A 21,634-nucleotide genomic window follows, 5' to 3' on the forward strand; every position below is an offset into this window, starting at 1 on the left:
GTGCACTGCGACCTCAAGCGGAGCCTTGCTGCCGATACGCACTTGATTGCTGGGTCGAGTGCTGCGATGGCGGGTATTCTTTAGTATCTCGTCATACCCGACCCCGATCGGGTATCCATTTGAGTGCAGCGAATGCCGTTGTTTCGATATCTGATCTTCGGAATATTTTGTGCGCCGACTGCTAGCCTCGATTTCGCCCCGCTGGGTGACTCACTTTATTCGGCACTACGTGCCTCACCCTACGGGTCGCCAAAAAGCGGCGATCAAATAGGAAGCTTTGTCTTTTTGCTTGGCCCAAAAATAAAGTAAGCAAAGAAAAAGGGCACCCGTGCATCACCGTTGATGGCAAAAAACGCCATCGATGTAACTCGGGGCTTCCTGCCCCTCGGCCTAAAGGCCGACCCTACGGGCGTTCAAAACGGCTATCCTGCCGTTTTGTCATCCGCGCTTCGCAAATAACGGCGCGTGCAGCGTGCCCCGGGAAAAACTCGCCTTCGGCTCAAACAGTTTCCCGCTTAATCCCTTACTTGCTGAAGTGCTCAGCGGTGCTGAAGGCGATTGATGTATGCTGGGAGTGTTGTGGTGACAACCGTCGTTTTCGTAATGGCTAGTTTCTTTATGATGCCGCCATACCCGACCCCGATCGGGTATCCATGTGAGCGCAGTGAATGCCTTTGTTAGATGCCAGATCGATAGCCTGTTGTGTGGTTTTACCGCTAGCCCGGTTTTCGCCCTCGCTGGGCGACTCACTTTCTTTTTGCTTTGCCCAAAAATAAAGTAAGCAAAGAAAAAGGGCACCCTGCATCACCGTCGATGGCAAAAAACGCCATCGATGCCTTCCGCGCTTCGCAAGTAACGGCGCGTGAAAAACTCGCCTTCGGCTCAAACAGTTTCACGCTTGAATCCGTTACTTGCTGAAGTGCTCAGCGGCGCTGAAGGGAAATTGGCGTAAGCCGCTAGTTCTGTGCTAAAACAAAATTGTTTATTATTTGATACCAGAACGTGGCACGGTTCTTAGCCCCGCTTTTGAACTCACCAAGCATCGCAGAAATTCAATGGGATGTTTTTAGCGAGGACTGTCTGACCCGAAGGCGAGTTCCGCAGCGATCCCATTGGATTTTTGCGAGGTGAGGGTACCCGAAGGGTGAGTGATAGCGGGCGAATTTCTTGCTTACTTCTTTTTTCGCAAAAAGAAGTAAGTCGCCCAATGAGGGCGAAATAAAAGCAAGCAGAAGGTCTTAATAATGCAATGCAGAATGATTTACCGACTTGTTTGGAGTTTTACTTGGCCCCAAAAATCTAAATGGAGTTCATTATGAAGCAAACAACTGATTACCTAAGACTTAATGCCTTTAACAGACCGTTGTGGACAACAGATGTTTTTTTTGGGGAAAAAACGGCCTTTTTCCGTCTGTGTTTCCATGCGTAACGCGGGCTGTCAAATTTACGCCAGACGTTTCCTGTCCAAGAAGTATTGAAAAGTATACTAAGTATTTTTTCAGCATGCTCCTCGTCCAATCCGTACTCCTTTAGACTGTTTTTAAAGTCTTCAGTTTCAAATCTTGGGCCTATGTCTGATAATATGCCTCCAATATTACTTCTCACATCTTCGTCAACTAAACCAACTAAAGAGTCACCTAATTCTGATGCGAACCACTCGGAATAGGAGTTAATTGCGGAGAAAACATCTTGTTCAGTAAATGGCGGCTCTTTCTTTAAAGACTGCATTGCCCGAAAGAAGCTTATTAGATCTCTCGGCAAGTATCTCGTGCTATCTAAAACAAAAAGAATGCTATCTTTCCCTGCAATTTTTGTCGGAAACCATTCCTTCCATAAATAACGAATATCTTTATTGAAACCAAAAAGATGTGCTCTATTTTCAATCACCCTTAAAAGGTAGCTGTCAAATGGTTTTCCTTCCTTATCATACCAATCTAAAGGAATTCCATTGTCATTGGCACGTTTAGTGAGATTAGGATCGGGAACCAAGTCGAGGACTTCATCGCGAAACAAAATTATAACTTTGCTGTTATTTTTTTTCTCGGAAAAGAAATTATTAACTTGTCTTATGGCTGCAACCAAGTCAGCTAAGTATCCCGCATGACTTCGCCCATTTCGCAAAAGATAGTCTAAGCCATCTAAAACCAAAAAATGCGAAGCATCTATATTTGGAAGCTCGGATAAAGCTAACTCAATGGTTTCGACCAATTCTGCAGGATCTTTCACCTTAGAATCTGCAGATTTATCATACTTCCCTTGTATGGACAATATTGTAGACGCAAATTTTGAATAGAGGCCCTTTCTAGATGTTTCTTGAACCACCTGCACCAAGCTATTTGAACCGAGTAAACCATACTTTTTTAGATCATCAAATAATGCAACAGCAGAGCTTCCTGAATCAGTTAGATTAGCATTGCCTTGGTAAAGGGATACTATTCTTATGTATAGAAGTAACTTCCATACTGTTACGCTACCTCCAACCTTTTCACCTGAAGTGCCTGATGTTTTCTTTAGCAGATTAAACTCAAATTCTTCTAGATCATCTACCTCACAGAAAAAGTCCCACCTTGACTCGGACATTGCTTTAAGCTTCGAGGCTAGAGCTGATTTTCCTGCTCCTTTCGAGCCGTAAACAAGATATTTGTTTCGCTTGAATATTTCTTCAGTAATGCCATTTATGTCGACATATGCAGAGTCAACTAATTCTGGAGCGTGAATACGCTCTTCTTGAGCATCAGTATATTCAAAGTTTATTTCTGAAAATCTCATTTATCCCTCGGTGTTAATATTATTTGTAACTGTCCACAAGGCTCATCCGTCTCAAATTGATTGTCAGGAGCTCTTGATTTTTGGATGCGAGTAAAGAAGCTTATAATATGCTGATTAACATCAATATTTTCAAAGACTCAATAACCCCGCAAAATTAAACCGGTCAGTAGGCCATGCTATTAAAAAGCTGCGCTATACCAAATATGAGGAAAGTCTATTGAATGCCCGCTGCGGGACGATGCATTTCCTTTGCTCGTGGATTAGAACAGCCATGTTCATTGTTGAGTTCGAACAGTAGTCCCTTAGGAACGACTTAACAAGCCATTCCCGTGGAAAGTTGATGTAGAAGTGGCTCTACTTGAAGAGTGTGCTGGGCTTAGCTTAAGCCCAGCTGATCCCAAATATCGTCTATTTTCTGAATAACGGCAGGATCTTTTACAATCGGTCGGCCCCATTCACGGGTGGTTTCGCCGCCCATTTTATTGGTGGCGTCCATTCCCATTTTGGAGCCTAGGCCAGAAACCGGTGAGGCAAAATCGAGATAATCGATAGGCGTGTTTTCTACCAGTACGGTATCTCGCGCTGGGTCCATGCGGGTGGTAATCGCCCAAATAACATCATTCCAGTCACGGGCGTTTACATCGTCGTCACAGACGACAACGAATTTGGTATACATAAACTGACGCAAAAACGACCACACACCAAACATGACGCGCTTGGCGTGACCGGGGTATTGTTTCTTAATGGTAACTATCGCCATGCGGTAAGAGCAGCCTTCTGGCGGCAGATAGAAATCGACGATTTCTGGAAATTGGCGTTGTAGCATGGGTACCAAGACTTCGTTTAAGGCGACGCCAAGTACTGCTGGTTCGTCAGGCGGACGGCCAGTATAGGTGCTGTGATAAATTGGTTTTTTGCGGTGACTGATATGCGTAACGGTGAATACCGGAAAGCTATCTACTTCGTTGTAGTAGCCGGTATGGTCACCGTAGGGTCCTTCATCGGCCATTTCTTCTGGGTCGATATAACCCTCAAGAATAAATTCCGCGGTTGCCGGCACCTGTAAATCATTACTTAAACATGTGGTGAGTTCGGTTTTGCTGCCGCGCAATAAACCGGCGAAAGCATATTCACTAAGTGAGTCTGGGACTGGTGTCACGGCGCCCAAGGTGGTTGCCGGGTCTGCGCCTAGCGCGACTGATACCGGAAACCGTTCTCCGGGATGAGTCGCTTTAAATTCTTGGAAGTCTAAGGCGCCACCACGGTGAGACAGCCAGCGCATAATCAGCTTATTTTTGCCGATCAATTGCATGCGATAAATGCCGAGGTTTTGCCGTTCTTTATTCGGGCCGCGAGTGATGACTAGCGGCCAAGTGATTAGTGGTGCGACGTCGTCGGGCCAGCAGGTTTGGATGGGCAGGGTGTTTAGGTCAACAGCATCGCCTTCAATGACACATTCCTGACAGGGGGCATTACTCACCATTTTCTGACCCATATTCAAAACTTGCTTGAATATTGGTAGCTTGCTCCAGGCGTCGCGCAGTCCTTTAGGGGGATCGGGTTGGCGCAAGAAGGCGAGTAATTCCCCTACTTCATGCAAGGCCTTAACATCGTCCTTGCCCATGCCCATGGCGACACGCTTGTCGGTGCCAAATAAATTCGCGAGAACCGGAATGCTGTAGCCAATAGGGTTTTCAAATAACAGGGCCGGACCGCCGGCACGCAGCACGCGGTCGCAGATCTCGGTCATTTCCAGATTTGGATCAACAGGATAGCTGATGCGTTTCAGCTCACCCTGCTTCTCTAAATGCCGAATAAATTCTCTGAGATCTTTATACATAAGCTCGACGTGGTTGCTGAATCTGGAGAGTTAGTAATCTTGTACGGCTAGATCTATAGATTGGTCTAGCCGCACCGGAATTTATTTACTTCCGCTTCATCGAATCGAAGAATTCTGCATTCGTCTTGGTGTCTTTGAGTTTGTCGATTAAGAACTCAATGGCAGCGGTGTCTTCCATGCCGTGCAGTAATTTACGCAGTATCCACATTCTTGCTAATTCTTCTTCACCGGTCAGCAGTTCTTCGCGACGGGTGCCTGAACGACGAATATTAATAGCAGGGTAGACACGTTTCTCGGCGATTTTGCGGTCGAGATGTAGCTCGTTATTACCTGTGCCTTTAAATTCTTCGTAAATAACTTCGTCCATTTTCGAGCCGGTATCGATCAAAGCCGTCGCGATTATGGATAAGCTACCGCCTTCTTCGACGTTACGTGCAGCACCGAAGAAACGTTTTGGACGCTCTAGAGCGTGGGCGTCAACACCGCCGGTTAGCACCTTGCCAGAGCTGGGAACGATGGTGTTGTAGGCTCGAGCGAGACGAGTGATCGAATCTAGCAGAATTACCACGTCGCGTTTGTGTTCTACCAAGCGCTTAGCTTTTTCTATAACCATTTCGGCTACTTGGACGTGACGGGCTGGTGGCTCGTCAAAGGTAGACGCGACAACTTCGGCGCCGCGAACACCGACCGAGCGTTGCATCTCGGTAACTTCTTCTGGGCGTTCGTCGATCAGCAAAACGATGACATAACACTCTGGGTTGTTGCGGATGATACTCGCTGCAATGTTCTGCAACATCAATGTCTTACCCGCTTTTGGCGGCGCAACGATCAAACCGCGTTGTCCCTTACCGATGGGGGCAGCCAAGTCGATGATGCGACCGGTTAAATCCTCGGTTGAGCCAGTACCTAATTCTAATGTCAGGCGCTCATTCGGGAATAACGGAGTAAGGTTTTCGAATAGAATTTTGTTCTTGGATTGTTCTGGACGGGTGAAGTTAACTTCGTCGACTTTCAATAATGCAAAGTAGCGTTCGCCTTCTTTGGGCGGGCGGATCTTGCCGGCAATGCTGTCGCCAGTGCGCAGATTAAAGCGTCTGATCTGGCTAGGAGATACGTAAATATCGTCTGGCCCTGCTAAGTAGGAGCAGTCCGCAGATCGCAAGAAGCCGAAGCCGTCCTGCAAGATTTCCAAGACGCCATCGCCATGAATATCTTCACCACTTTTGGCGTGGCGCTTGAGGATGGAGAAGATAATGTCTTGTTTGCGAGAGCGGGCAACATTTTCTAGGCCGCTTTCTTTGGCAATATCGAGTAATTCTTGGGCTGATTTTGTTTTTAGATCGGTCAGATTCATAGGTATATGGGTTTAGTGGTATCAATTAGACAGGATATGAGCGAGACGTGGGAACGGCAAAAAATGATAAGCCGGGACGAACTCGACGAGTTAAGCTGAAGCGAATATAAGGTTATTTATTGGGTATTGTTTGAAGAATCTTGCGCACTCTAGCACTGAAAAGACAGGTCGTCCAGCTTTTAGAGTAAGCCCGCACAGTTAAATTTGTACGGGCTGCGATAGCACTACAGTGCTGAGTTTACGAAATCTAGCAGCTGTGTTTTAGACAGAGCGCCAACTTTAGTCGCCTCTGCATTGCCACCTTTGAAAATCATCAGTGTTGGGATGCCGCGAACGCTGAACTTAGCTGGCGTATCACTGTTTGCATCAACATCGATTTTGCAGATTTTCAATTTCCCAGCAAACTCGCCGGAAATCTCATCAAGAATGGGGGCTATCATTTTACATGGGCCACACCACTCAGCCCAAAAATCGACCAGTACAGGCAAATCAGACTTAAGCACGTCTTCGTCAAAGCTGCTGTCGGTGACGTGAACGATGTTGTCGCTCATGTTAGTTCTCCGAATAGAAAATTATAAGATTTAGGATGTGCGATGATAGCACAGGAATTAACGGTATGTGAAAAGGGGTAGCAATGTGAATTTGGCCGTCGGCTCGTATTTAGCGGCTATCGACATGGGCTCGAATAGTTTTCATTTGTTGATTGCACAGCGGGAGTTTGATGGTTGGCGAGCTATTCATACCGAAGAACGCCGGGTGCAGCTGGCGGCAGGTAGTGACACCGGCCGCTTGCAATCTGAGGCTCAGCACCGCGCCCTGCAGTGCTTGCGGGATTATAGAGAAATCATCGCGCGCTACGCTATTTCTGAAATACACGCGGTGGCTACGGCGTCTTTGCGCGACGTCAGTAATGCGGAGCCTTTTTTATCATTAGTTGAAGGTGAGTTGGGAGTGCGGCCCACTATTATTAGTGGTGAGCGAGAGGCCGAGCTGGTTTTCCGCGGTGTGACGGCGGGCTTGCTGTCACCCAATGATGGCCAATACTTGGTTGTGGATATCGGTGGTGGTAGCACTGAACTTGCCTGGGGTTCTGCGACACAGATGCATGGAGGAGTCAGTGTTGACGTTGGTTGCCTGCGTTATTTACGCCATTTTCCCGGTGGTGAATTGCAGCAGCGGTATTTTGCTGCGGCCCGCGACGCTGCTGCAAAAAGCTTCCGGCATGCGCTTGCTGATTTCCCAGTGTCATTTACCGCGTCGCCACCGCAGGTGATTGCCTGTTCCGGGACGGCATTGGCGGTGGGGCAGGTGCTGATGGCGCAGCCCGGGTATCCGCAAAGCGCGGGTATTCGCTCGATGGAGTTACGGGGGCTGGCGGCCGATTTATCGTTTTTTAACTCAGTAGAAGAAGTGCATTATCCCGGCTTAGCAGAAGATCGGCGGTCTATTTTTGCCTCGGGAGTCGCTATTGTTTTGGCGCTGTTCGAGGTTTTAAATATTGATACCATGCAACTCTCACAGCGCTCACTGCGTGAGGGTATTATCGAAAATCGGCTCGCTTAAAGCGGGCTAAAATGTCAGCAAGGGGAGCAGCAATAATGAAAAAAGTCGCACTGATATTATCTGGTTGTGGAGTTTACGATGGCTCTGAGATCTATGAGTCGGTACTTACTATGTTGTCTCTAGAGAATCATGGCGCCAGCTACCAGTGCTTTGCGCCGAATGTGGAGCAACTTCACGTTATAAACCACCTAGTGGGTGAGGTGGCCGAGGGTGAGAGTCGCAATGTGCTGGTTGAAGCGGCGCGGTTGGCAAGGGGCGAGGTAAAAGATTTGGCGGACGCGCAGGCAGCGGATTTTGATGCAGTGATTGTTCCCGGTGGTTTTGGCGCGGCTAAGAACTTGTCAGATTTTGCAGTTAATGGCGCGGCTATGAGCGTGCAAGAAGATGTATTGCAGTTTGTTCGGGCCATGCACAAAGCCGGTAAGCCTACCGGTTTGATATGCATTGCACCCACCATGGCGGCGCGAATTTTTGGTGATGGCGTCAAATGCACAGTGGGTAATGACGCTGATGTCGCCGCGGCCATTAACAGTATGGGTGGCTTTCATCAGGCCTGCGCAGTCGATGAGGTATGTATTGACGACAAAATGAAGTTGGTGACAACCCCTGCATACATGTTGGCGACTAGTATTGGCGAAGCCGCTAAAGGTATTAATCGCTGTGTGCGTGAAGTGCTAAATATGGCCTAGAGCAGCTTTTGCCTGCGGGTTTGTAGTTTGCGGCTGGTCTGTTGATGCGCTGGCCGTTATGCTTGCCGCATTTGCTTGAGTATGGGAATGCATCTTCGATATGCCCCGATTTTTATACAGCGTGTTTTTTTATCTGATCTTACCCTTGGTGCTGCTGCGCCTGCTTTGGCGCGGCCGGCAGGCGCCGGCTTATCGAAGCCGTATTGCTGAGCGCTTCGGTTTTTTTAAGGCCCCTGCGCAAAAAAATGGTCTTTGGGTGCACGCGGTTTCCGTCGGAGAGAGTATCGCTGCCGCGCCAGTCATCGAGCATTTTTTGGCGACATATCCGAATTTATCTGTGGTGGTAACCACCATGACGCCAACCGGCTCTGAGCGTGTGAGGGCGATGTTTGGCGACCGGGTCTTCCATGTTTATGCGCCCTATGATTTACCTGATGCGGTCGAGCGATTTCTCAAGCGCGTGCAGCCTAGCGTGGCCGTTATTATGGAAACTGAGATTTGGCCTAATATGGTCTGCCAGACGGCGGCCAAAGGTATTCCGGTGATATTGGCGAATGCGCGCCTATCGGCCCGCTCCGCTCGCGGTTATTCGCGATTATCAGCATTAACGCAGTCGGTGTTTTCGCAGTTTTCTCAGGTGGTGGCGCAGTCAGCGGATGATGGTGCGCGATTTGTGAGTCTGGGGGTGGCGGCTGAAAAAATGACGGTGTCTGGCAGCATTAAGTTTGATTTGGCGATTTCTCTATCACTTCGTGCCCAAGCTCGCGCATTGCGTGAGCGATGGCTTGGATCTCGGCCGGTGTGGATAGCAGCGAGTACCCATGCAGGTGAGGATGAAATATTACTGGCGGCGCACCGCAGTTTATTGCTGCAGGAGCCCAGTGCACTATTGCTATTAGTGCCAAGGCATCCTGAACGCTTCGCCAAGGTTGCCGAGCTAATAGCCGTTAATGACTTCAATTTCCAACGTCGCAGTGACTATCAAGATGGCATTTGCGCTGCTAATACCCAGGTGATTTTGGGCGATACCATGGGCGAGCTATTACTCTTGCTCGGTTGTGCGGATATTGCCTTTGTTGGCGGTAGTCTCATCGAGCATGGCGGCCACAATACCTTAGAACCCGCTGCTTGGGGCTTGCCAGTGCTAAGCGGTCCTAGCGATTTTAACTTTGCAGAGATTAGTGCCTTGTTAGAGGCTGCGGGCGGCTTGAGGAAGGTTGCCGACCGCGAGGCGCTGGCAGTTGAGTTGCAGCGGCTGTTTGCCAGTCAAGACTGCGCTCAACAGCAAGGGGCAGCGGCAAAGCAGGTAGTGGATAATAATAGGGGGGCTTTGCAGCGCTTGCTTGCGGTAATCAAACAAGCGCTATTAGAGCGCGAGGCCATTTAAGGCCTGCGCTGGGGCGTTTAGCTTTTATTGCTCAATGACACCGGTTTAGGCAGTTGTAGCGACTTATTCAGACCGATAATGTCGCTGGGGCTGAGCGTGCCGGCATTCAATTTCAACTTCAATACATCAATAACGTAGTCATAGCGCGCGTTAGTGTAGTCGCGCATCGCCCCATATAGACGACGTTGGGCTTCCAGGACGTCCACAATATTTCGTGTTCCTACTTCATAGCCAGCCTCGGTGGCATCCAGTGCGCTTCTGGTCGAGATAATGTTTTGACGGCGTGCATTGACGATTTGAACATCTGTGTAGACGGCAATGTGCTGCGCGCGAGTGCCGGTAATGACTTGGCGCTGGGTGGCCTGGGCATTGTAGGTGGCCGCATTGTATTGCTCATAAGCCTGGCGACGGCCTGCGCTGATACCACCACCGGCAAATAGAGGCATTGTTAAGGTGATGCGAAGCGCCTCGGATTCATTGTTGGCATCAGGCGGTAAAGCAAAGGTGCTGCTGGGGTTGAAGCGGGTCGTGCCGTCTAGATTATCTTTGTTCGCGGTAAAGCTACCGACTACTTTAGGTAGGTGCTCCATTTTTTTGGACTGTGCTGACTGATAGGCGGAGCTTGCACCGGCGTTTGAAACCTGCAGTAACTTGTTGTTGGCTAGAGCAAAATCAACCCATTTAGCTCGGTCCGCCGGTTCGGGCATCACAATCGGGAAATCGGATTTTAAGGACCACAAATTATTGTGTACTTGGCCGGTTAAGTTGCTTAGATCTTCCCTTGCGATTGCCAGCGTTCCTTCAAAACCTAGGCGCTGAGCCACCGTGCTGTCGAAGACGGCGCGGGCCTCATGAACGTCGGTTATGGCAATTAGCCCCACATCAAAGCGCTGTTGGGTCTGTTCAAGCTGGCGTTTTGCAGCGCGCTCTTCCGCTTTGGAGGCGTCTAGGTTTTCGCGGCCGCGCAAGACATTGAAATAGGCCTCTGCGGTGCGCACGATCAGTTGCTGTTGGTCATAGGCTAACTGGGCTTCGGCTTGCTCCGAGATTTTTTTGCCAGCCTGAAAAGTAAACCATGCAGGCAAATCGAAAATGGCTTGGCTTAGTGACACAGAGTAGGACTCGGTTTCGCTGTCAGTCGATGATTGTTGGTCGATGATCGTAGCGGCGCCAAAGTTTGAGGTGGTGATGCCTTTTCGCTGTGATTCGCTTTCAGTGTCTTGGTAAGACGCTTGCGCTGTAACTTGGGGCAGCAGTGCGGCGCGGCTTAAATTCTTGGCTTCGATATTGGCGCGGTAACTCGCTTTAGCGGCTTGAAGCTGCGGATCATTTTTAACCGCGAGTTCGTATACATCGAGTAAAGTGTCGGCGCGGACAAGTTGGCTGCTAAATATTACAGCAATTGAGATACTGAGAAGATGACGTTTGGCAATCATAAAGGTAACCTGTCCCCAAAGAGCGAAGGTGTAAAGCGCCAAAGTGTATCAAACTAACGCGCATTGAGAATGAAAATTAACTAAAGTTATGGATTGGCTGTACATTCCATTGGGAGGGATGTGGATAAACATCAGTACCGCATTGACCTCAACGGTCACCTTGCTGACTGTGAAATGAATTTTCGCCGTTTGCAAAAACTGCTGCCGGCCGACGCGGCGGCCGGTGATTGCTTGCGCTTCGCGGTAGCGGCAAATGCAGTTGAGTTGCGCATTAAAGAGCGCGCGCCGTATACAACGATGATCGAGTTGTGCCTGGAAAAACCCTTGTTTGCTGAGCTTCCCGTCCCGTCTTTGCAGGTGCGAATATACCACGACGCCAGTCTTGCCGAAGTTATGGGTGCCCGGGGTTTACGGCCGGTGAAACCACGTTATACCTACCCCAATGTCGCCATGTATCACCGCGATGAAAAGGCCCAGCAAAATCGCTACCTCGGCGAATGGCTTAGCTTGTGTCTTAGTCATGGTCGATCTTTAGATAATCCCCTGAATATTCTCGAAATATGACGCCGTTCGCGTAATTTCTCTGGCGGATGGCGAGGGCATCCCGTATAAAATAAACATGTAATCATGGGGTATCCAGTGACTTTTCCTGTTCAAACAAATTCAGCGCCGCTCACGGTGGTGCAAATTACCGATTGTCATCTCGGCAGAGAGCTGGGCGACGATTTGCTGGGCATGGACACTGACAATAGTCTAGAAGCCGTGTTGGCAACCATGGTTGAGGAATGCCCGCAAATTGATTTATTGGTGGTCTCGGGGGATATTGCCGCCCACGGCGACGCAGAATCTTATCGACGTCTGCATGCGCGCTTAGACGGCATTGCGCCGCAGATGGTTTGGCTGCCAGGGAATCACGACGACGCCAATTTAATGCGCAGCGTGGTTGGTGATCAGATGATGCCGTCGGCTGTCGACTTGGGCGCCTGGCGTTTGGGGTTTTTAAATTCTGCGGTGAAGGACGAAGTAGGCGGCTTTTTGGCGGACGACCAGTTGGCGGCGCTGGCCGGTATTGCCGAAAGTGGGCGGCCTAGCCTGGTGTTCTTACATCATCATTTGCGCCCGCTAGGTTGCGCATGGCTGGATGAACAGCGGGTAAAAAATGCGGATAAGGCGTTTGCCACCATCGCTGACATGCCCCAAATTAAGGCCTTTGTTTCCGGGCATGTCCATCAGCAGTCAGAAGCGCTGTTTGAGGGTGTGGGTTTGCTGACCACGCCGTCGACCTGTATTCAGTTTGCTCCCTGCAGTGACACCTTTGCACTAGATGACTGTAATCCTGGATACCGCATATTTTACTTGGCTCAAAACGGGCAATTTCAGACAAGAGTGTCACGGGTAAAAGGTGTAACATTCGCGGTCGACAATCTGGCAAGTGGTTACGAATGACAGCAGGACTTATTTATATACACGGGTTTATTTCTTCCCCTCAATCGCTTAAAGCACAGCAGTTGGGGGCTTACGTCGCTGAACATCATCCTGACCTCCATTATATGGTGCCCTCGTTGGCGAACACGCCGGCCGAGGCATTTCGTCAATTAGATCAATTAGTGCAAGATTTTTTGCAAAAGAAGACCGGGCCACTGGGCTTGGTGGGGAGCTCAATGGGTGGTTTTTTTGCAACCGCCTTAGCTGAGCGCTACCGCTTGCCCGCGGTACTAGTGAATCCGGCGGTTCAGCCCCATACCTTTGGTGAGCATTTCACCGGCGCTCACCACAATCCATACACCGGTGTGGATTTCACCTTGGGCCAGGCCGATATTGATGTACTGCAATCATTGGTGGTAAAACCGGTGACTGGTCGCTATTGGGTCATGGTTCAAGAGCAAGACGAAACCTTGAACTACCGCGATGCGGTGCAATTTTATAGCGGCGTAGAGATGACAGTGGAGGCGGGTGGCGATCACAGCTTTCAGCATTTTGATCATCATTTAGAGGCTATAGTGGCGTTTCTGGATTTACAGCCCTTAGTGAATTAGCTGGTAACAACACATAATATTGTATCCACCCCCCTGTCTTGGTGTGGATTTTTAGTTTAATTAGTCGATGCGGCGCAGCCGCTAACAATGGTTTTAGATGTCACAATATAACGCGCAATCAATTGAAGTACTTACGGGTTTAGAGCCGGTGCGCAAGCGCCCGGGTATGTATACCGATACCACTAAACCTAATCATCTCGCCCAGGAAGTGATCGACAATAGTGTTGATGAAGCGCTAGCTGGGCACGCGAGTGAAATTGTCGTCACGCTGTTTGCTGACGGATCGCTTGCCTGTTCTGATAATGGTCGCGGTATGCCAGTAGATATTCATGCTGAGCAGGGCCTACCGGGTGTTGAGGTTATTTTGTCGACGCTGCACGCGGGCGGTAAATTCTCTAACGACAATTATCAGTTTTCAGGTGGCTTGCACGGTGTCGGCGTGTCGGTGGTCAACGCGCTGTCAGAAGCGCTGGAAATCATCATTAAACGCGATGGTGAAGTTCACCAGATGTTTTTTGCAAACGGCGACAAAACCTCTGAGCTTGCGGTGATTGATAGCTGTGGCAAGCGCAATACCGGCACCTATATTCGGTTTACCCCCAATCCAAAATATTTCGATACGGCAAAGTTTTCGGTGCGGCGCTTAAAGCATGTGCTGCGCGCAAAGGCGGTATTGTGTCCAGGTCTGCATGTTCGCTTTGTTGATGAAACTGGTACTGAGAGCGAGGAGTGGTATTACGAAGATGGCTTGCGCGATTATTTGGCCAACCATACCCGCGAATACGAGACCCTACCAGCGGAGCCATTTATCGGTCATTTCAGCGGCCGCAGCGAGGCCGTTGATTGGGCTGTGCAGTGGTTGCCAGAAGGTGGCGAACCATTAGCGGAGTCCTATGTAAACCTAATACCCACCGCGCAGGGTGGTACTCACGTCAACGGCTTGCGCAGTGGTTTACTCGATGCCATGCGCGAGTTCTGTGAGTTTCGTAGCTTAATTCCCCGCGGAGTGAAGTTGGCACCAGATGATATCTGGGAAAAATGTAGTTACGTGCTGTCGTCCAAATTGGCTGACCCCCAATTTTCTGGGCAAACCAAAGAGCGTCTTAGCTCGCGGGAAGCCGCCGCCTTTGTCGCCGGCGTTGCCAAAGATGCCTTTAGCTTGTGGTTGAATCAGCACACTGAAGATGCAGAAAAGCTTGCAGAACTGTGTATAAATAATGCCCAAACTCGGCTTCGCAAAGCCAAGAAAGTAGTGCGTAAAAAAATCTCTGCTGGGCCGGCACTGCCCGGTAAATTAGCGGATTGCTCCGGTGTTGATACCGAGCGCTCGGAACTGTTCTTGGTAGAGGGAGATTCGGCGGGTGGTTCTGCCAAGCAGGCCCGTGACCGGCAGTTTCAAGCGATACTACCGCTGCGCGGTAAAATCTTAAATACCTGGGAAGTCGACTCTCAGCAGATCTTGGCTTCCCAAGAGGTACACGATATTTCGGTCGCCATGGGGATAGACCCAGAGTCCGAGGATTTAAGTGGTTTGCGCTACGGTAAAATTTGCGTGCTCGCCGATGCGGACTCCGACGGGCTGCATATAGCGACCTTGCTATGCGCTTTATTCTTGCGTCATTTTCGACCCTTAGTGCAGCAGGGGCATGTGTATATTGCGATGCCACCGCTATACCGTATCGATATTGGTAAAGAAGTATATTACGCCCTAGATGACGCTGAAAGGCAGGGCATAATGGATAGACTGGAGGCGGAGAATAAGCGGGGCAAAGTTTCCGTTACTCGCTTCAAAGGTTTGGGTGAAATGAATCCGCTTCAACTCCGCGAAACCGTTATGGATCCCAATACTCGTCGTCTGGTGCGTCTCTCTATAGAAGACGGTGATGAAACCGATGGATTGATGGATATGTTGCTATCCAAAAAGCGGGCGCCAGATCGTAAAACTTGGCTGGAAGCCAGCGGCGACGAAGCCGAGGTTTTGCTGTAGAGTCACTGGGAAATAGCTTGGAAGCCTTGCTACAAAAGCTCTTTAATAGGGCTTTTTTTATCTTCGAATCAACATAACGCTCGTCTTTACGTAGTAAAAGTTTTGATAAGTGTTCCTTTGAATTACATAAGTGGAGAATAAAAAATGTTTAGTCATATGATGGTTGGTGCAAACGACGTCCAGGAATCTAAGGTATTTTACGATGCCATATTAGGCGCTATGGGCCACAAACCCGGTGTTATCGATGAGAAAGGCCGTTGCTTTTATTTCACTGAAACCGGTATTTTCGCGGTTACGCCGCCGATCGATGGTAAACCGGCTACCCACGGCAACGGTTGTACCGTAGGTTTTGCAGCGAAGGATCCTGCGCAGGCTGATGCGTGGCATGCTGCGGGTGTGGCGAATGGTGGCGTAAGTTGTGAAGATGCACCGGGCGTGCGTGAAGGTGGCTTGGGTAAACTGTACCTAGCGTATTTGCGTGACCCTTCAGGCAATAAGGTTTGCGCTCTGCACATGATGGGGTAATAACAGGTAATAGAAAGGGCTGGTTATTGGTGCGGAAGCGTATTGGTAGCTGGCCTTTTTTTATTCTGGGATCAGTCATCTATTCTTATAGACTGGACAAATAATAAAAACAGGATCAGTCGAGATGAAAATCACCTTGTTTGGTGCGACCGGCGCGGTGGGTGGCGAATGCCTTCGCCAAGCCCTTGATGCGGGGCATGATATAACAGTGTTGGTGCGTTCAGCGGCGAAGTTGCCGGCAGACTTGCGCGATCGTATTGGTGTTGTAGAGGGTGATGCGCTGTGCGCGGATGATGTGTGGCGAGTGATCAGTGCGGATACCGAGGCGGTATTGTTTGCGATTGGCGTCGATAAGCGGTCTATGCCAGGTCTGTGTACGGATGTTAGTCGCCATATTCTAGATGCTCTGCGTGATGAGCCAGCAGTTCGTTTTATTTGGTGCGGTGGTGGCAGCACCTTTGTCGAAGACGATCACATTACCTTAGGAGGCCGTTTTGTCAGGAAGTTTGCTGCGGTCTTTATGAGTTTGCGGCATGAGGACAAAGAGCATCAGTATGCCTTGCTGAAGCAGTATTCCGATGTGTCGTGGTTTGGTGTGCGTCCCTTGCAAATGCGCAAGGGTGAGCTAACTGGCCAATATCGCATGGGTTTCCATGCCTTCAATGGTTTTGCGGCGATAAGCTTTGCGGATTGTGCCCATGCCATGTTGAGTATGCTGGAAGGTGATGTTTGGCTGCATAAAGCCCCTATTATTCAGTATTAATGGGGGCCATAGTTTGGCGGCAACAGTCTCTGTTGTTCTAAAAGTGGAACTAGGGTCTTTATGGGGTGGAATACTATCTTTGGTGACCATCCTATTGGAGTAATCGCGGTCATGCCGTTATAATGCCCACCAGATTATTATGCGGGGTCGCTAGGCCTTGTAAGCAATGAGGACGTTAACGGTGAATAGTGCAGTATTAAAGAAATTGGCCGCCACCCTTGGTTTGGTGATGGTATGTGCGTCTGCTTGGGCGTTAACGGACAAGCAACTTGCTGATGTCGAAAGTCGTATTCAGCCTGCGGGTAAAGTATGTTTGCAAGGTGACAATGCTTGCGGTGCAGCGGTTGCCTCAGTGGGTGGAGCGGCCAAGTCTGGTGAAGAAGTTTATAAAAGCAGCTGTCAGGGCTGTCATGCTTCTGGTGCGGGTAACGCTCCGAAGTTTGGCGACGTAGCTGACTGGGGCAAGCGTGCTGAACAGGGCCTAGATACTGTGTATAAGCACGCAATAGAAGGCTTTAGTAATATTGGTATGATGCCGGCCAAAGGTTTGTGCATGAGCTGTTCTGATGACGAAGTGATGGCAGCGGTGGATTACATACTGGAAAACAGCAAGTAATAGACAGTGATTTCGATAAGCCGCGCATTGCGCGGCTTTTTTTTGCCTATATAAATCTGCCGCAAGTATATTGACGTAGTAATTCCGTCTTAGGATTTGCATTGTAGACTGATAAAGACCGCGTTTCTGCGCTACTCTGTAAGCAATAATAATTATATGGATGCTGCTCTTATGGATCGTTGGCTAGCTTTTATTTTTGTGGCGTTGTTGTCCGCGTGTGGCGGCTCATCCAATTCGAGTTCGTCAAACGCGGCGAACGACAGCGATACTAATGGCGAAATGACTTCCTCGCCCGGCGGTGGTGGCAACGCTGCCGTTCCAGGCAGTCCGTCCTCTTTTGGTGTGCCGGTGGCTAATCAAATACGGCCTGGCGTTGAAATCAGCGCAGATGGCAGTGGTTGCACAGGCAATTTTTTGTTTTCACCCAATGCCCAAACTGTATATATCGGTGTCGCGGCGCATTGTTTCAGTGAAGATACCAACAGTGGGGTTGATGCCTGCGAAACGAATAATTTGCCAATAGGGTTTAATCAAGTCGTTATTGAAAACGCGACCCAAGCCGGCGAAATAGTCTACTCCAGTTGGCGTGCAATGCAGGAGAGCGGTGAAACCCCTGGCTCTAATGCCTGTGTTTACAACGATTTTGCGCTGGTAAAAATTCACCCGGACGATTTGGCAAATATTCATCCTGCAGGTTTTGCCTTTGGTGGACCGGTGTCATTGCGCACTGGTTTAGCGGCAGTGGGCGATGATGTGTTCGCCTATGGGCGCTCGCCCTTCCACTTTGGCCAACGCAATTTAGAGGCAAAAAGCGGCACTATTACTGGGGTGTCAGGGGATGGCTGGGCCTACCAAATCCAAACGGATAATCCCGGTGTTCCGGGTGACAGCGGCGGTCCCATCTATGGTCCTAATGGTGAGGCCTTGGCGGTACTCAGCGTGTTGTCGGCAGGGGTCGGTGGGCTTAGTGTGATTAATGTCAGTAATGGTGTGACCAATCTGGATCGTGCATTGCGGTACGCGATTGACGGCGGATTCATTAATGCCAACACCAAAGTACTGCTTTGGCCGGACTTTTATCCCGCGGGCGATTTTTAGATATTAGCCGGCGAGTTAGCCGAGAATATCTCGCAGACTCGCCAGGGTTTCGCCACCGCGCTTCTGGTTTTGAGCTGGATCGTTATCGCCGCGACCCTCCCACTCCAGATCCTCTTGCGGTAGCTCCGCCAAAAACCGGCTGGGATCACAGCTGCTAAATTCACCAAAGCTTTTGCGCTTGGCGCAGTAGCTCATCGTCAGAGTGCGCTGGGCGCGGGTGATGCCTACATAGCAAAGTCGGCGTTCTTCTTCGATCATGCCGTCATCTATGCTGTTTTGATGGGGTAAAATGCCCTCTTCCAAACCAATCATGAATACATGCGGAAACTCCAAACCCTTGGCCGCGTGTAGGGTCATGAGCTGTACTTGGTCATCGCTTTCTTTTTCGTCTTCCTGACGCTCCATTAAATCCCGCAGTACCAAACGGCTTATCGCACCCTCGATGGCATTTTCACTGTCGTCGTCTTTTATTGATTTTTCTAGGGAGCTAATCAGGATATGAACGTTGGCCATGCGACGTTCAGCGATGGCAATCGAGGAGGCGTTTTGTATCAGCCAGTCTAGGTAGTCGATGTCATTGACTAACTGGCGAACGCTGGCAACGGGGTCGCCTTCGTAGCACTGGCGGCGCAGATTGCCTAGCCAGCTGGTAAATTCTCGCAGACGTGACACCGCCGCTTCCGGCAGGTGTTGGCTTAGACCCATTTCATCGCAGGCGTCGTACATGCTGACTTCACGCTCGGTGGCGTAGCGGCCCAAACTTTCCAGCGTAGACGTGCCGATCTTGCGGCGCGGGATATTCACAATACGCAAAAAGGCATTGTCGTCGCCGGGATTAATGATCAGCCGCAAATAGGCCATGATGTCTTTGATTTCATTGCGGGCAAAAAACGAGGTGCCGCCACTGAGCTTGTAGGGAATTTGATGTACCTGCAATTTCAATTCAAGCAGGCGAGACTGATGGTTGCCTCGGTATAGCACCGCGTAATTACCAAAACGTCCCTGGGTGCGCAGTTTATGGTCAAGGATTTCGGTGACGACGCGCTCGCACTCGGCATCGTCATTGCGACAGCGAATGATGCGAATATGCTCGCCGTGGCCCAGCTCTGACCACAACGCTTTGATGTGTTCGTGAGGATTATTGGCGATAACAGTATTGGCGGCCTTGAGAATGCGCGCAGTGGAGCGGTAATTTTGCTCCAATTTGACCACCTTTAGATGCGGATAATCCTTGCCCAGTAGCGACAGGTTTTCTGGCTTGGCCCCGCGCCAAGCGTAAATCGACTGATCGTCATCGCCTACCACGGTCAGTCCGCCGCGATCGCCAACTAGCTGCTTGACCAAATGGTATTGCGAGCCATTGGTGTCTTGATATTCGTCTACCAGCATATAGCGAATTTTCTGCTGCCATTTTTCTAAAATCGCAGGCTGTTGTTCAAATAATAGCGCCGGCAGCATAATCAGATCATCAAAATCTAAGGCATTGTAAGCTTTTAAGGCATTTTGATAGCGCAAATATGCCTGTGAACACAGAATGTCGGCTGGACCTTCGGCAGTGGCAATGGCCTGCTGCGGAGTAATGAATTCGTTTTTCCACTGCGAAATGCGGTGTTGGATACGATCGGCATTGTCGCTCTCCGCGCCGTGATCTTGCATCAGCAAATCGCGGATCAGGGTTTGCGCGTCTTGGCCGTCAAAAATTGAAAAGCCAGATTTATACTGCAGTGCCTTGTATTCGCTGCGCAGTATGGTCATTCCCAGATTATGGAAGGTGGATACCGTTAAGCCTCGTGCTTGCTTGCCTTTAACGAGGTGCGACACCCGCTCTTTCATTTCGCGGGCCGCTTTATTGGTAAAGGTCACCGCGGCGATATGACGCGCTGGAATACCGCATTCCTCGATTAAATACGCCATTTTGCGAGTGATGACGCTGGTCTTACCGCTGCCCGCGCCGGCCAAGACCAAGATCGGACCGTCGATATAAAGCACCGCTTCGCGTTGTTTGTCGTTGAGTTTGCTCACGCGGTTGCTGTGTCCTGGGCCGAGGTTGAAAAGGCTGGGCATTGTAGCAGTGGTGGCGCTCTACAAGAACTGTTGTTAGTGATGCTTGCTAAAGACCTTGGCTCCCAGCCCGATAAACCACTATTGCTAGCCTTGATCGCGGGCGTGGCGATTATTGTGGGGTGTGTACTTGTTGGCAGCTTGATATATTCAGGGTAGTATTTTCATATTGTTTCCAATGGCTTGCGTTATATAGCGGCCTTTAAATATGTAAGAAAGAGTTTAGCTGATGAGTCGTAGTGAGTTTTCTCAAGAAAAGCCTTGGCAACAAGCGCTCAATATTGGAATTTTTGGTCGGGCTTTAGTGTGGTGCTTGGGTAAGGCTCAAGCCTGGGGTTTGAATTACCCAGATTTCTCGGAAGAGAAGCTATTGGCGGCGGCGCGTAAAAAAACCGGGCTTGACGATTTTGGTAATGAGCGCTTTCTTGAGCCGTTTCGTTTGCGCTTAGAGCATTCGAAGCATAATCAGCGCCTGAGTCCACTGGGTCGAGTGGTCGCTTGGCAGGTCTTGCTAGCGCCGCTGGTGAATCGTCTGCGTATCCAGGATCTGCTGAAGCGCCATCCTGAAATTCGTGAGCAACGTATTGAGCGGCCTTTATTTGTTACTGCTTTTCCGCGTACGGGCACAACCTTATTAAGTCAATTATTAGCTCTGGATCCGAATGCGCGGCCATTGCTGTTTTGGGAGGCGATGCAGCCAACCCCGGATGAAAGTCACGCCCCCGGTCAAGCAGACCCGCGAATGGCTAGAGCAGATACTGTTATCGGTCGTATGCGGCGGATGATACCCGCCATCCGGAAGATTCATGACATCGATCCACGCGGGCCTGACGAGTGCGCAGGCTTGCTCGCCAATGCCTATATCACGCCGAATTTTGAGGAGGATGATATTAATTATCGGCGATGGATTGAGGGCCTAAGTACGGAGCAGGTGTGTGCAGCTTATGAAGAATACAAAGAGCAGCTGCAAATTTTACAATGGCAGCGAGGCGGTGGCCATTGGGTACTGAAGAGCCCGTTGCACTTGAATTGGCTCGATGCATTATTGACGACTTTTCCCGATGCTTGCGTAGTGCAGACCCATCGCGACCCAAAACAGGTTTTACCGTCTATCTGTAGCTTGGTCGCCGTTATGCAGGACGCGGCCTGTGACCAAGTGGATTGCATTGAGGTGGGTCGGCATTTGAGTAGTCAGCTCTCTGATTCGCTGCAACGCGGTATGCAGGCCCGGCTTCGTCATTCACCCGAGCGGGTGTTTGATGTTCAGTATGCCGATTTACTTAGTGACCCTGAGGCGGTGGTGCGCAATATCTACGCCCATTTTGGCTATGGGTATTCAGATGTGATGGCTGGCAAAATTGCTGACTATTTAGCGGCCAACCCCCAGCATAAGCACGGCAGTCATAAATATCAGCTCAGCGACTTTGGTCTTACTGGCGAGGGTGTCGACCGCTCCTTTGCGGATTACTGTCAGCGGTTCCAGATTCCACTTGCGACAGGTGGATAGCCC

At 49.9% G+C, this 21,634-nt stretch carries 19 protein-coding genes; 13 read left to right on the forward strand and 6 right to left on the reverse strand.

Annotated features, from left to right (window positions below; all coding sequences use genetic code 11):
* Positions 1-1,332: 1,332 nt before the first annotated feature.
* From AB4875_RS02475 to trxA, 4 genes are all read right to left on the reverse strand, one after another.
* A complete protein-coding gene (locus AB4875_RS02475) occupies positions 1,333-2,769 on the reverse strand; it encodes a P-loop ATPase, Sll1717 family (protein WP_368374458.1) in 1,437 nt (478 codons plus the stop codon).
* Positions 2,770-3,145: 376 nt separating this feature from the next.
* Entirely contained in the window at positions 3,146-4,609 is a 1,464-nt protein-coding gene (ubiD, locus tag AB4875_RS02480; protein WP_368374459.1) for a 4-hydroxy-3-polyprenylbenzoate decarboxylase, read from the reverse strand.
* 85 nt (positions 4,610-4,694) lie between these two features.
* Positions 4,695-5,963, reverse strand: coding sequence for a transcription termination factor Rho (rho, locus tag AB4875_RS02485; RefSeq protein ID WP_368374460.1), 1,269 nt, complete (start codon positions 5,961-5,963; stop codon positions 4,695-4,697).
* Positions 5,964-6,187: 224 nt separating this feature from the next.
* Positions 6,188-6,514, reverse strand: a complete 327-nt coding sequence (gene trxA, locus AB4875_RS02490) for a thioredoxin TrxA (protein ID WP_368374461.1) — start codon at positions 6,512-6,514, stop codon at positions 6,188-6,190.
* An 85-nt stretch (positions 6,515-6,599) separates the two neighbouring features.
* Between trxA and AB4875_RS02495 the strand changes: the two genes are divergently transcribed.
* The 3 genes from AB4875_RS02495 to waaA all read left to right on the forward strand — a co-directional run bounded on the left by AB4875_RS02495 (position 6,600) and on the right by waaA (position 9,602).
* Positions 6,600-7,526 (forward strand): Ppx/GppA phosphatase family protein, encoded by a 927-nt coding sequence (locus AB4875_RS02495; RefSeq protein ID WP_368374462.1) that lies wholly within the window; start codon positions 6,600-6,602, stop codon positions 7,524-7,526.
* Positions 7,527-7,561: 35 nt separating this feature from the next.
* Positions 7,562-8,215, forward strand: a complete 654-nt coding sequence (elbB, locus tag AB4875_RS02500; protein ID WP_368374463.1) for an isoprenoid biosynthesis glyoxalase ElbB — start codon at positions 7,562-7,564, stop codon at positions 8,213-8,215.
* Between the two features lie 100 nt (positions 8,216-8,315).
* Complete coding sequence (waaA, locus tag AB4875_RS02505) at positions 8,316-9,602, forward strand: lipid IV(A) 3-deoxy-D-manno-octulosonic acid transferase (protein ID WP_368374464.1); 1,287 nt, start codon at positions 8,316-8,318, stop codon at positions 9,600-9,602.
* A 17-nt stretch (positions 9,603-9,619) separates the two neighbouring features.
* Here waaA and AB4875_RS02510 read toward each other — a convergent pair whose 3' ends face one another.
* Complete coding sequence (locus AB4875_RS02510) at positions 9,620-11,038, reverse strand: TolC family outer membrane protein (RefSeq protein WP_368374465.1); 1,419 nt, start codon at positions 11,036-11,038, stop codon at positions 9,620-9,622.
* 120 nt (positions 11,039-11,158) lie between these two features.
* Between AB4875_RS02510 and AB4875_RS02515 the strand changes: the two genes are divergently transcribed.
* The 8 genes from AB4875_RS02515 to AB4875_RS02550 all read left to right on the forward strand — a co-directional run bounded on the left by AB4875_RS02515 (position 11,159) and on the right by AB4875_RS02550 (position 18,063).
* The gene (locus tag AB4875_RS02515; RefSeq protein WP_368374466.1) at positions 11,159-11,602 is read left to right on the forward strand and encodes a DUF1249 domain-containing protein; all 444 of its coding nucleotides are present in this window, start codon (positions 11,159-11,161) and stop codon (positions 11,600-11,602) included.
* Between the two features lie 75 nt (positions 11,603-11,677).
* Positions 11,678-12,484, forward strand: a complete 807-nt coding sequence (locus AB4875_RS02520; RefSeq protein WP_368374467.1) for a phosphodiesterase — start codon at positions 11,678-11,680, stop codon at positions 12,482-12,484.
* The gene (locus tag AB4875_RS02525) at positions 12,481-13,074 is read left to right on the forward strand and encodes a YqiA/YcfP family alpha/beta fold hydrolase (RefSeq protein WP_368374468.1); all 594 of its coding nucleotides are present in this window, start codon (positions 12,481-12,483) and stop codon (positions 13,072-13,074) included. The genes AB4875_RS02520 and AB4875_RS02525 overlap by 4 nt, the downstream gene beginning before the upstream one ends.
* A 97-nt stretch (positions 13,075-13,171) precedes the next feature.
* Complete coding sequence (gene parE, locus AB4875_RS02530) at positions 13,172-15,061, forward strand: DNA topoisomerase IV subunit B (RefSeq protein ID WP_368374469.1); 1,890 nt, start codon at positions 13,172-13,174, stop codon at positions 15,059-15,061.
* A gap of 144 nt (positions 15,062-15,205) precedes the next feature.
* The gene (locus tag AB4875_RS02535; protein ID WP_368374470.1) at positions 15,206-15,586 is read left to right on the forward strand and encodes a VOC family protein; all 381 of its coding nucleotides are present in this window, start codon (positions 15,206-15,208) and stop codon (positions 15,584-15,586) included.
* A 124-nt stretch (positions 15,587-15,710) separates the two neighbouring features.
* A complete protein-coding gene (locus AB4875_RS02540) occupies positions 15,711-16,349 on the forward strand; it encodes an NAD(P)-dependent oxidoreductase (RefSeq protein ID WP_368374471.1) in 639 nt (212 codons plus the stop codon).
* A gap of 166 nt (positions 16,350-16,515) precedes the next feature.
* A complete protein-coding gene (locus tag AB4875_RS02545; protein WP_368374472.1) occupies positions 16,516-16,965 on the forward strand; it encodes a c-type cytochrome in 450 nt (149 codons plus the stop codon).
* A gap of 171 nt (positions 16,966-17,136) precedes the next feature.
* Positions 17,137-18,063 (forward strand): trypsin-like peptidase domain-containing protein, encoded by a 927-nt coding sequence (locus tag AB4875_RS02550; protein ID WP_368374473.1) that lies wholly within the window; start codon positions 17,137-17,139, stop codon positions 18,061-18,063.
* A 15-nt stretch (positions 18,064-18,078) separates the two neighbouring features.
* On the opposite strand, the gene rep is transcribed toward AB4875_RS02550, so the two are convergent.
* Positions 18,079-20,085, reverse strand: coding sequence for a DNA helicase Rep (gene rep / locus AB4875_RS02555; RefSeq protein WP_368374474.1), 2,007 nt, complete (start codon positions 20,083-20,085; stop codon positions 18,079-18,081).
* Between the two features lie 9 nt (positions 20,086-20,094).
* Here rep and AB4875_RS02560 point away from each other — a divergent pair, with 9 nt between their 5' ends.
* Positions 20,095-20,283: a hypothetical protein gene (locus AB4875_RS02560; protein ID WP_368374475.1), complete on the forward strand. Its 189-nt coding sequence runs from the start codon at positions 20,095-20,097 to the stop codon at positions 20,281-20,283.
* 70 nt (positions 20,284-20,353) lie between these two features.
* Positions 20,354-21,631 carry a sulfotransferase family protein gene (locus AB4875_RS02565; RefSeq protein WP_368374476.1) on the forward strand — a complete coding sequence of 426 codons (1,278 nt, stop codon included), beginning with the start codon at positions 20,354-20,356 and terminating at the stop codon, positions 21,629-21,631.
* The last annotated feature ends 3 nt before the right edge of the window (positions 21,632-21,634 follow it).

Origin of the sequence: Zhongshania sp. R06B22 (assembly GCF_040892595.1) — a bacterium.
Taxonomy (GTDB): Bacteria; Pseudomonadota; Gammaproteobacteria; order Pseudomonadales; family Spongiibacteraceae; genus Spongiibacter; species Spongiibacter arctica.

Excerpts from the sequence above, each read along its gene's own strand:
- AB4875_RS02475 (WP_368374458.1), bottom strand. The coding sequence starts at position 2,769 with ATGAGATTTTCAGAAATAAACTTTGAATATACTGATGCTCAAGAAGAG.
- ubiD (WP_368374459.1), bottom strand. The coding sequence starts at position 4,609 with ATGTATAAAGATCTCAGAGAATTTATTCGGCATTTAGAGAAGCAGGGT.
- rho (WP_368374460.1), bottom strand. The coding sequence starts at position 5,963 with ATGAATCTGACCGATCTAAAAACAAAATCAGCCCAAGAATTACTCGAT.
- trxA (WP_368374461.1), bottom strand. The coding sequence starts at position 6,514 with ATGAGCGACAACATCGTTCACGTCACCGACAGCAGCTTTGACGAAGAC.
- elbB (WP_368374463.1), top strand. The coding sequence starts at position 7,562 with ATGAAAAAAGTCGCACTGATATTATCTGGTTGTGGAGTTTACGATGGC.
- waaA (WP_368374464.1), top strand. The coding sequence starts at position 8,316 with ATGCCCCGATTTTTATACAGCGTGTTTTTTTATCTGATCTTACCCTTG.
- AB4875_RS02510 (WP_368374465.1), bottom strand. The coding sequence starts at position 11,038 with ATGATTGCCAAACGTCATCTTCTCAGTATCTCAATTGCTGTAATATTT.
- AB4875_RS02525 (WP_368374468.1), top strand. The coding sequence starts at position 12,481 with ATGACAGCAGGACTTATTTATATACACGGGTTTATTTCTTCCCCTCAA.
- parE (WP_368374469.1), top strand. The coding sequence starts at position 13,172 with ATGTCACAATATAACGCGCAATCAATTGAAGTACTTACGGGTTTAGAG.
- AB4875_RS02535 (WP_368374470.1), top strand. The coding sequence starts at position 15,206 with ATGTTTAGTCATATGATGGTTGGTGCAAACGACGTCCAGGAATCTAAG.
- AB4875_RS02540 (WP_368374471.1), top strand. The coding sequence starts at position 15,711 with ATGAAAATCACCTTGTTTGGTGCGACCGGCGCGGTGGGTGGCGAATGC.
- AB4875_RS02545 (WP_368374472.1), top strand. The coding sequence starts at position 16,516 with ATGAGGACGTTAACGGTGAATAGTGCAGTATTAAAGAAATTGGCCGCC.
- AB4875_RS02550 (WP_368374473.1), top strand. The coding sequence starts at position 17,137 with ATGGATCGTTGGCTAGCTTTTATTTTTGTGGCGTTGTTGTCCGCGTGT.
- AB4875_RS02565 (WP_368374476.1), top strand. The coding sequence starts at position 20,354 with ATGAGTCGTAGTGAGTTTTCTCAAGAAAAGCCTTGGCAACAAGCGCTC.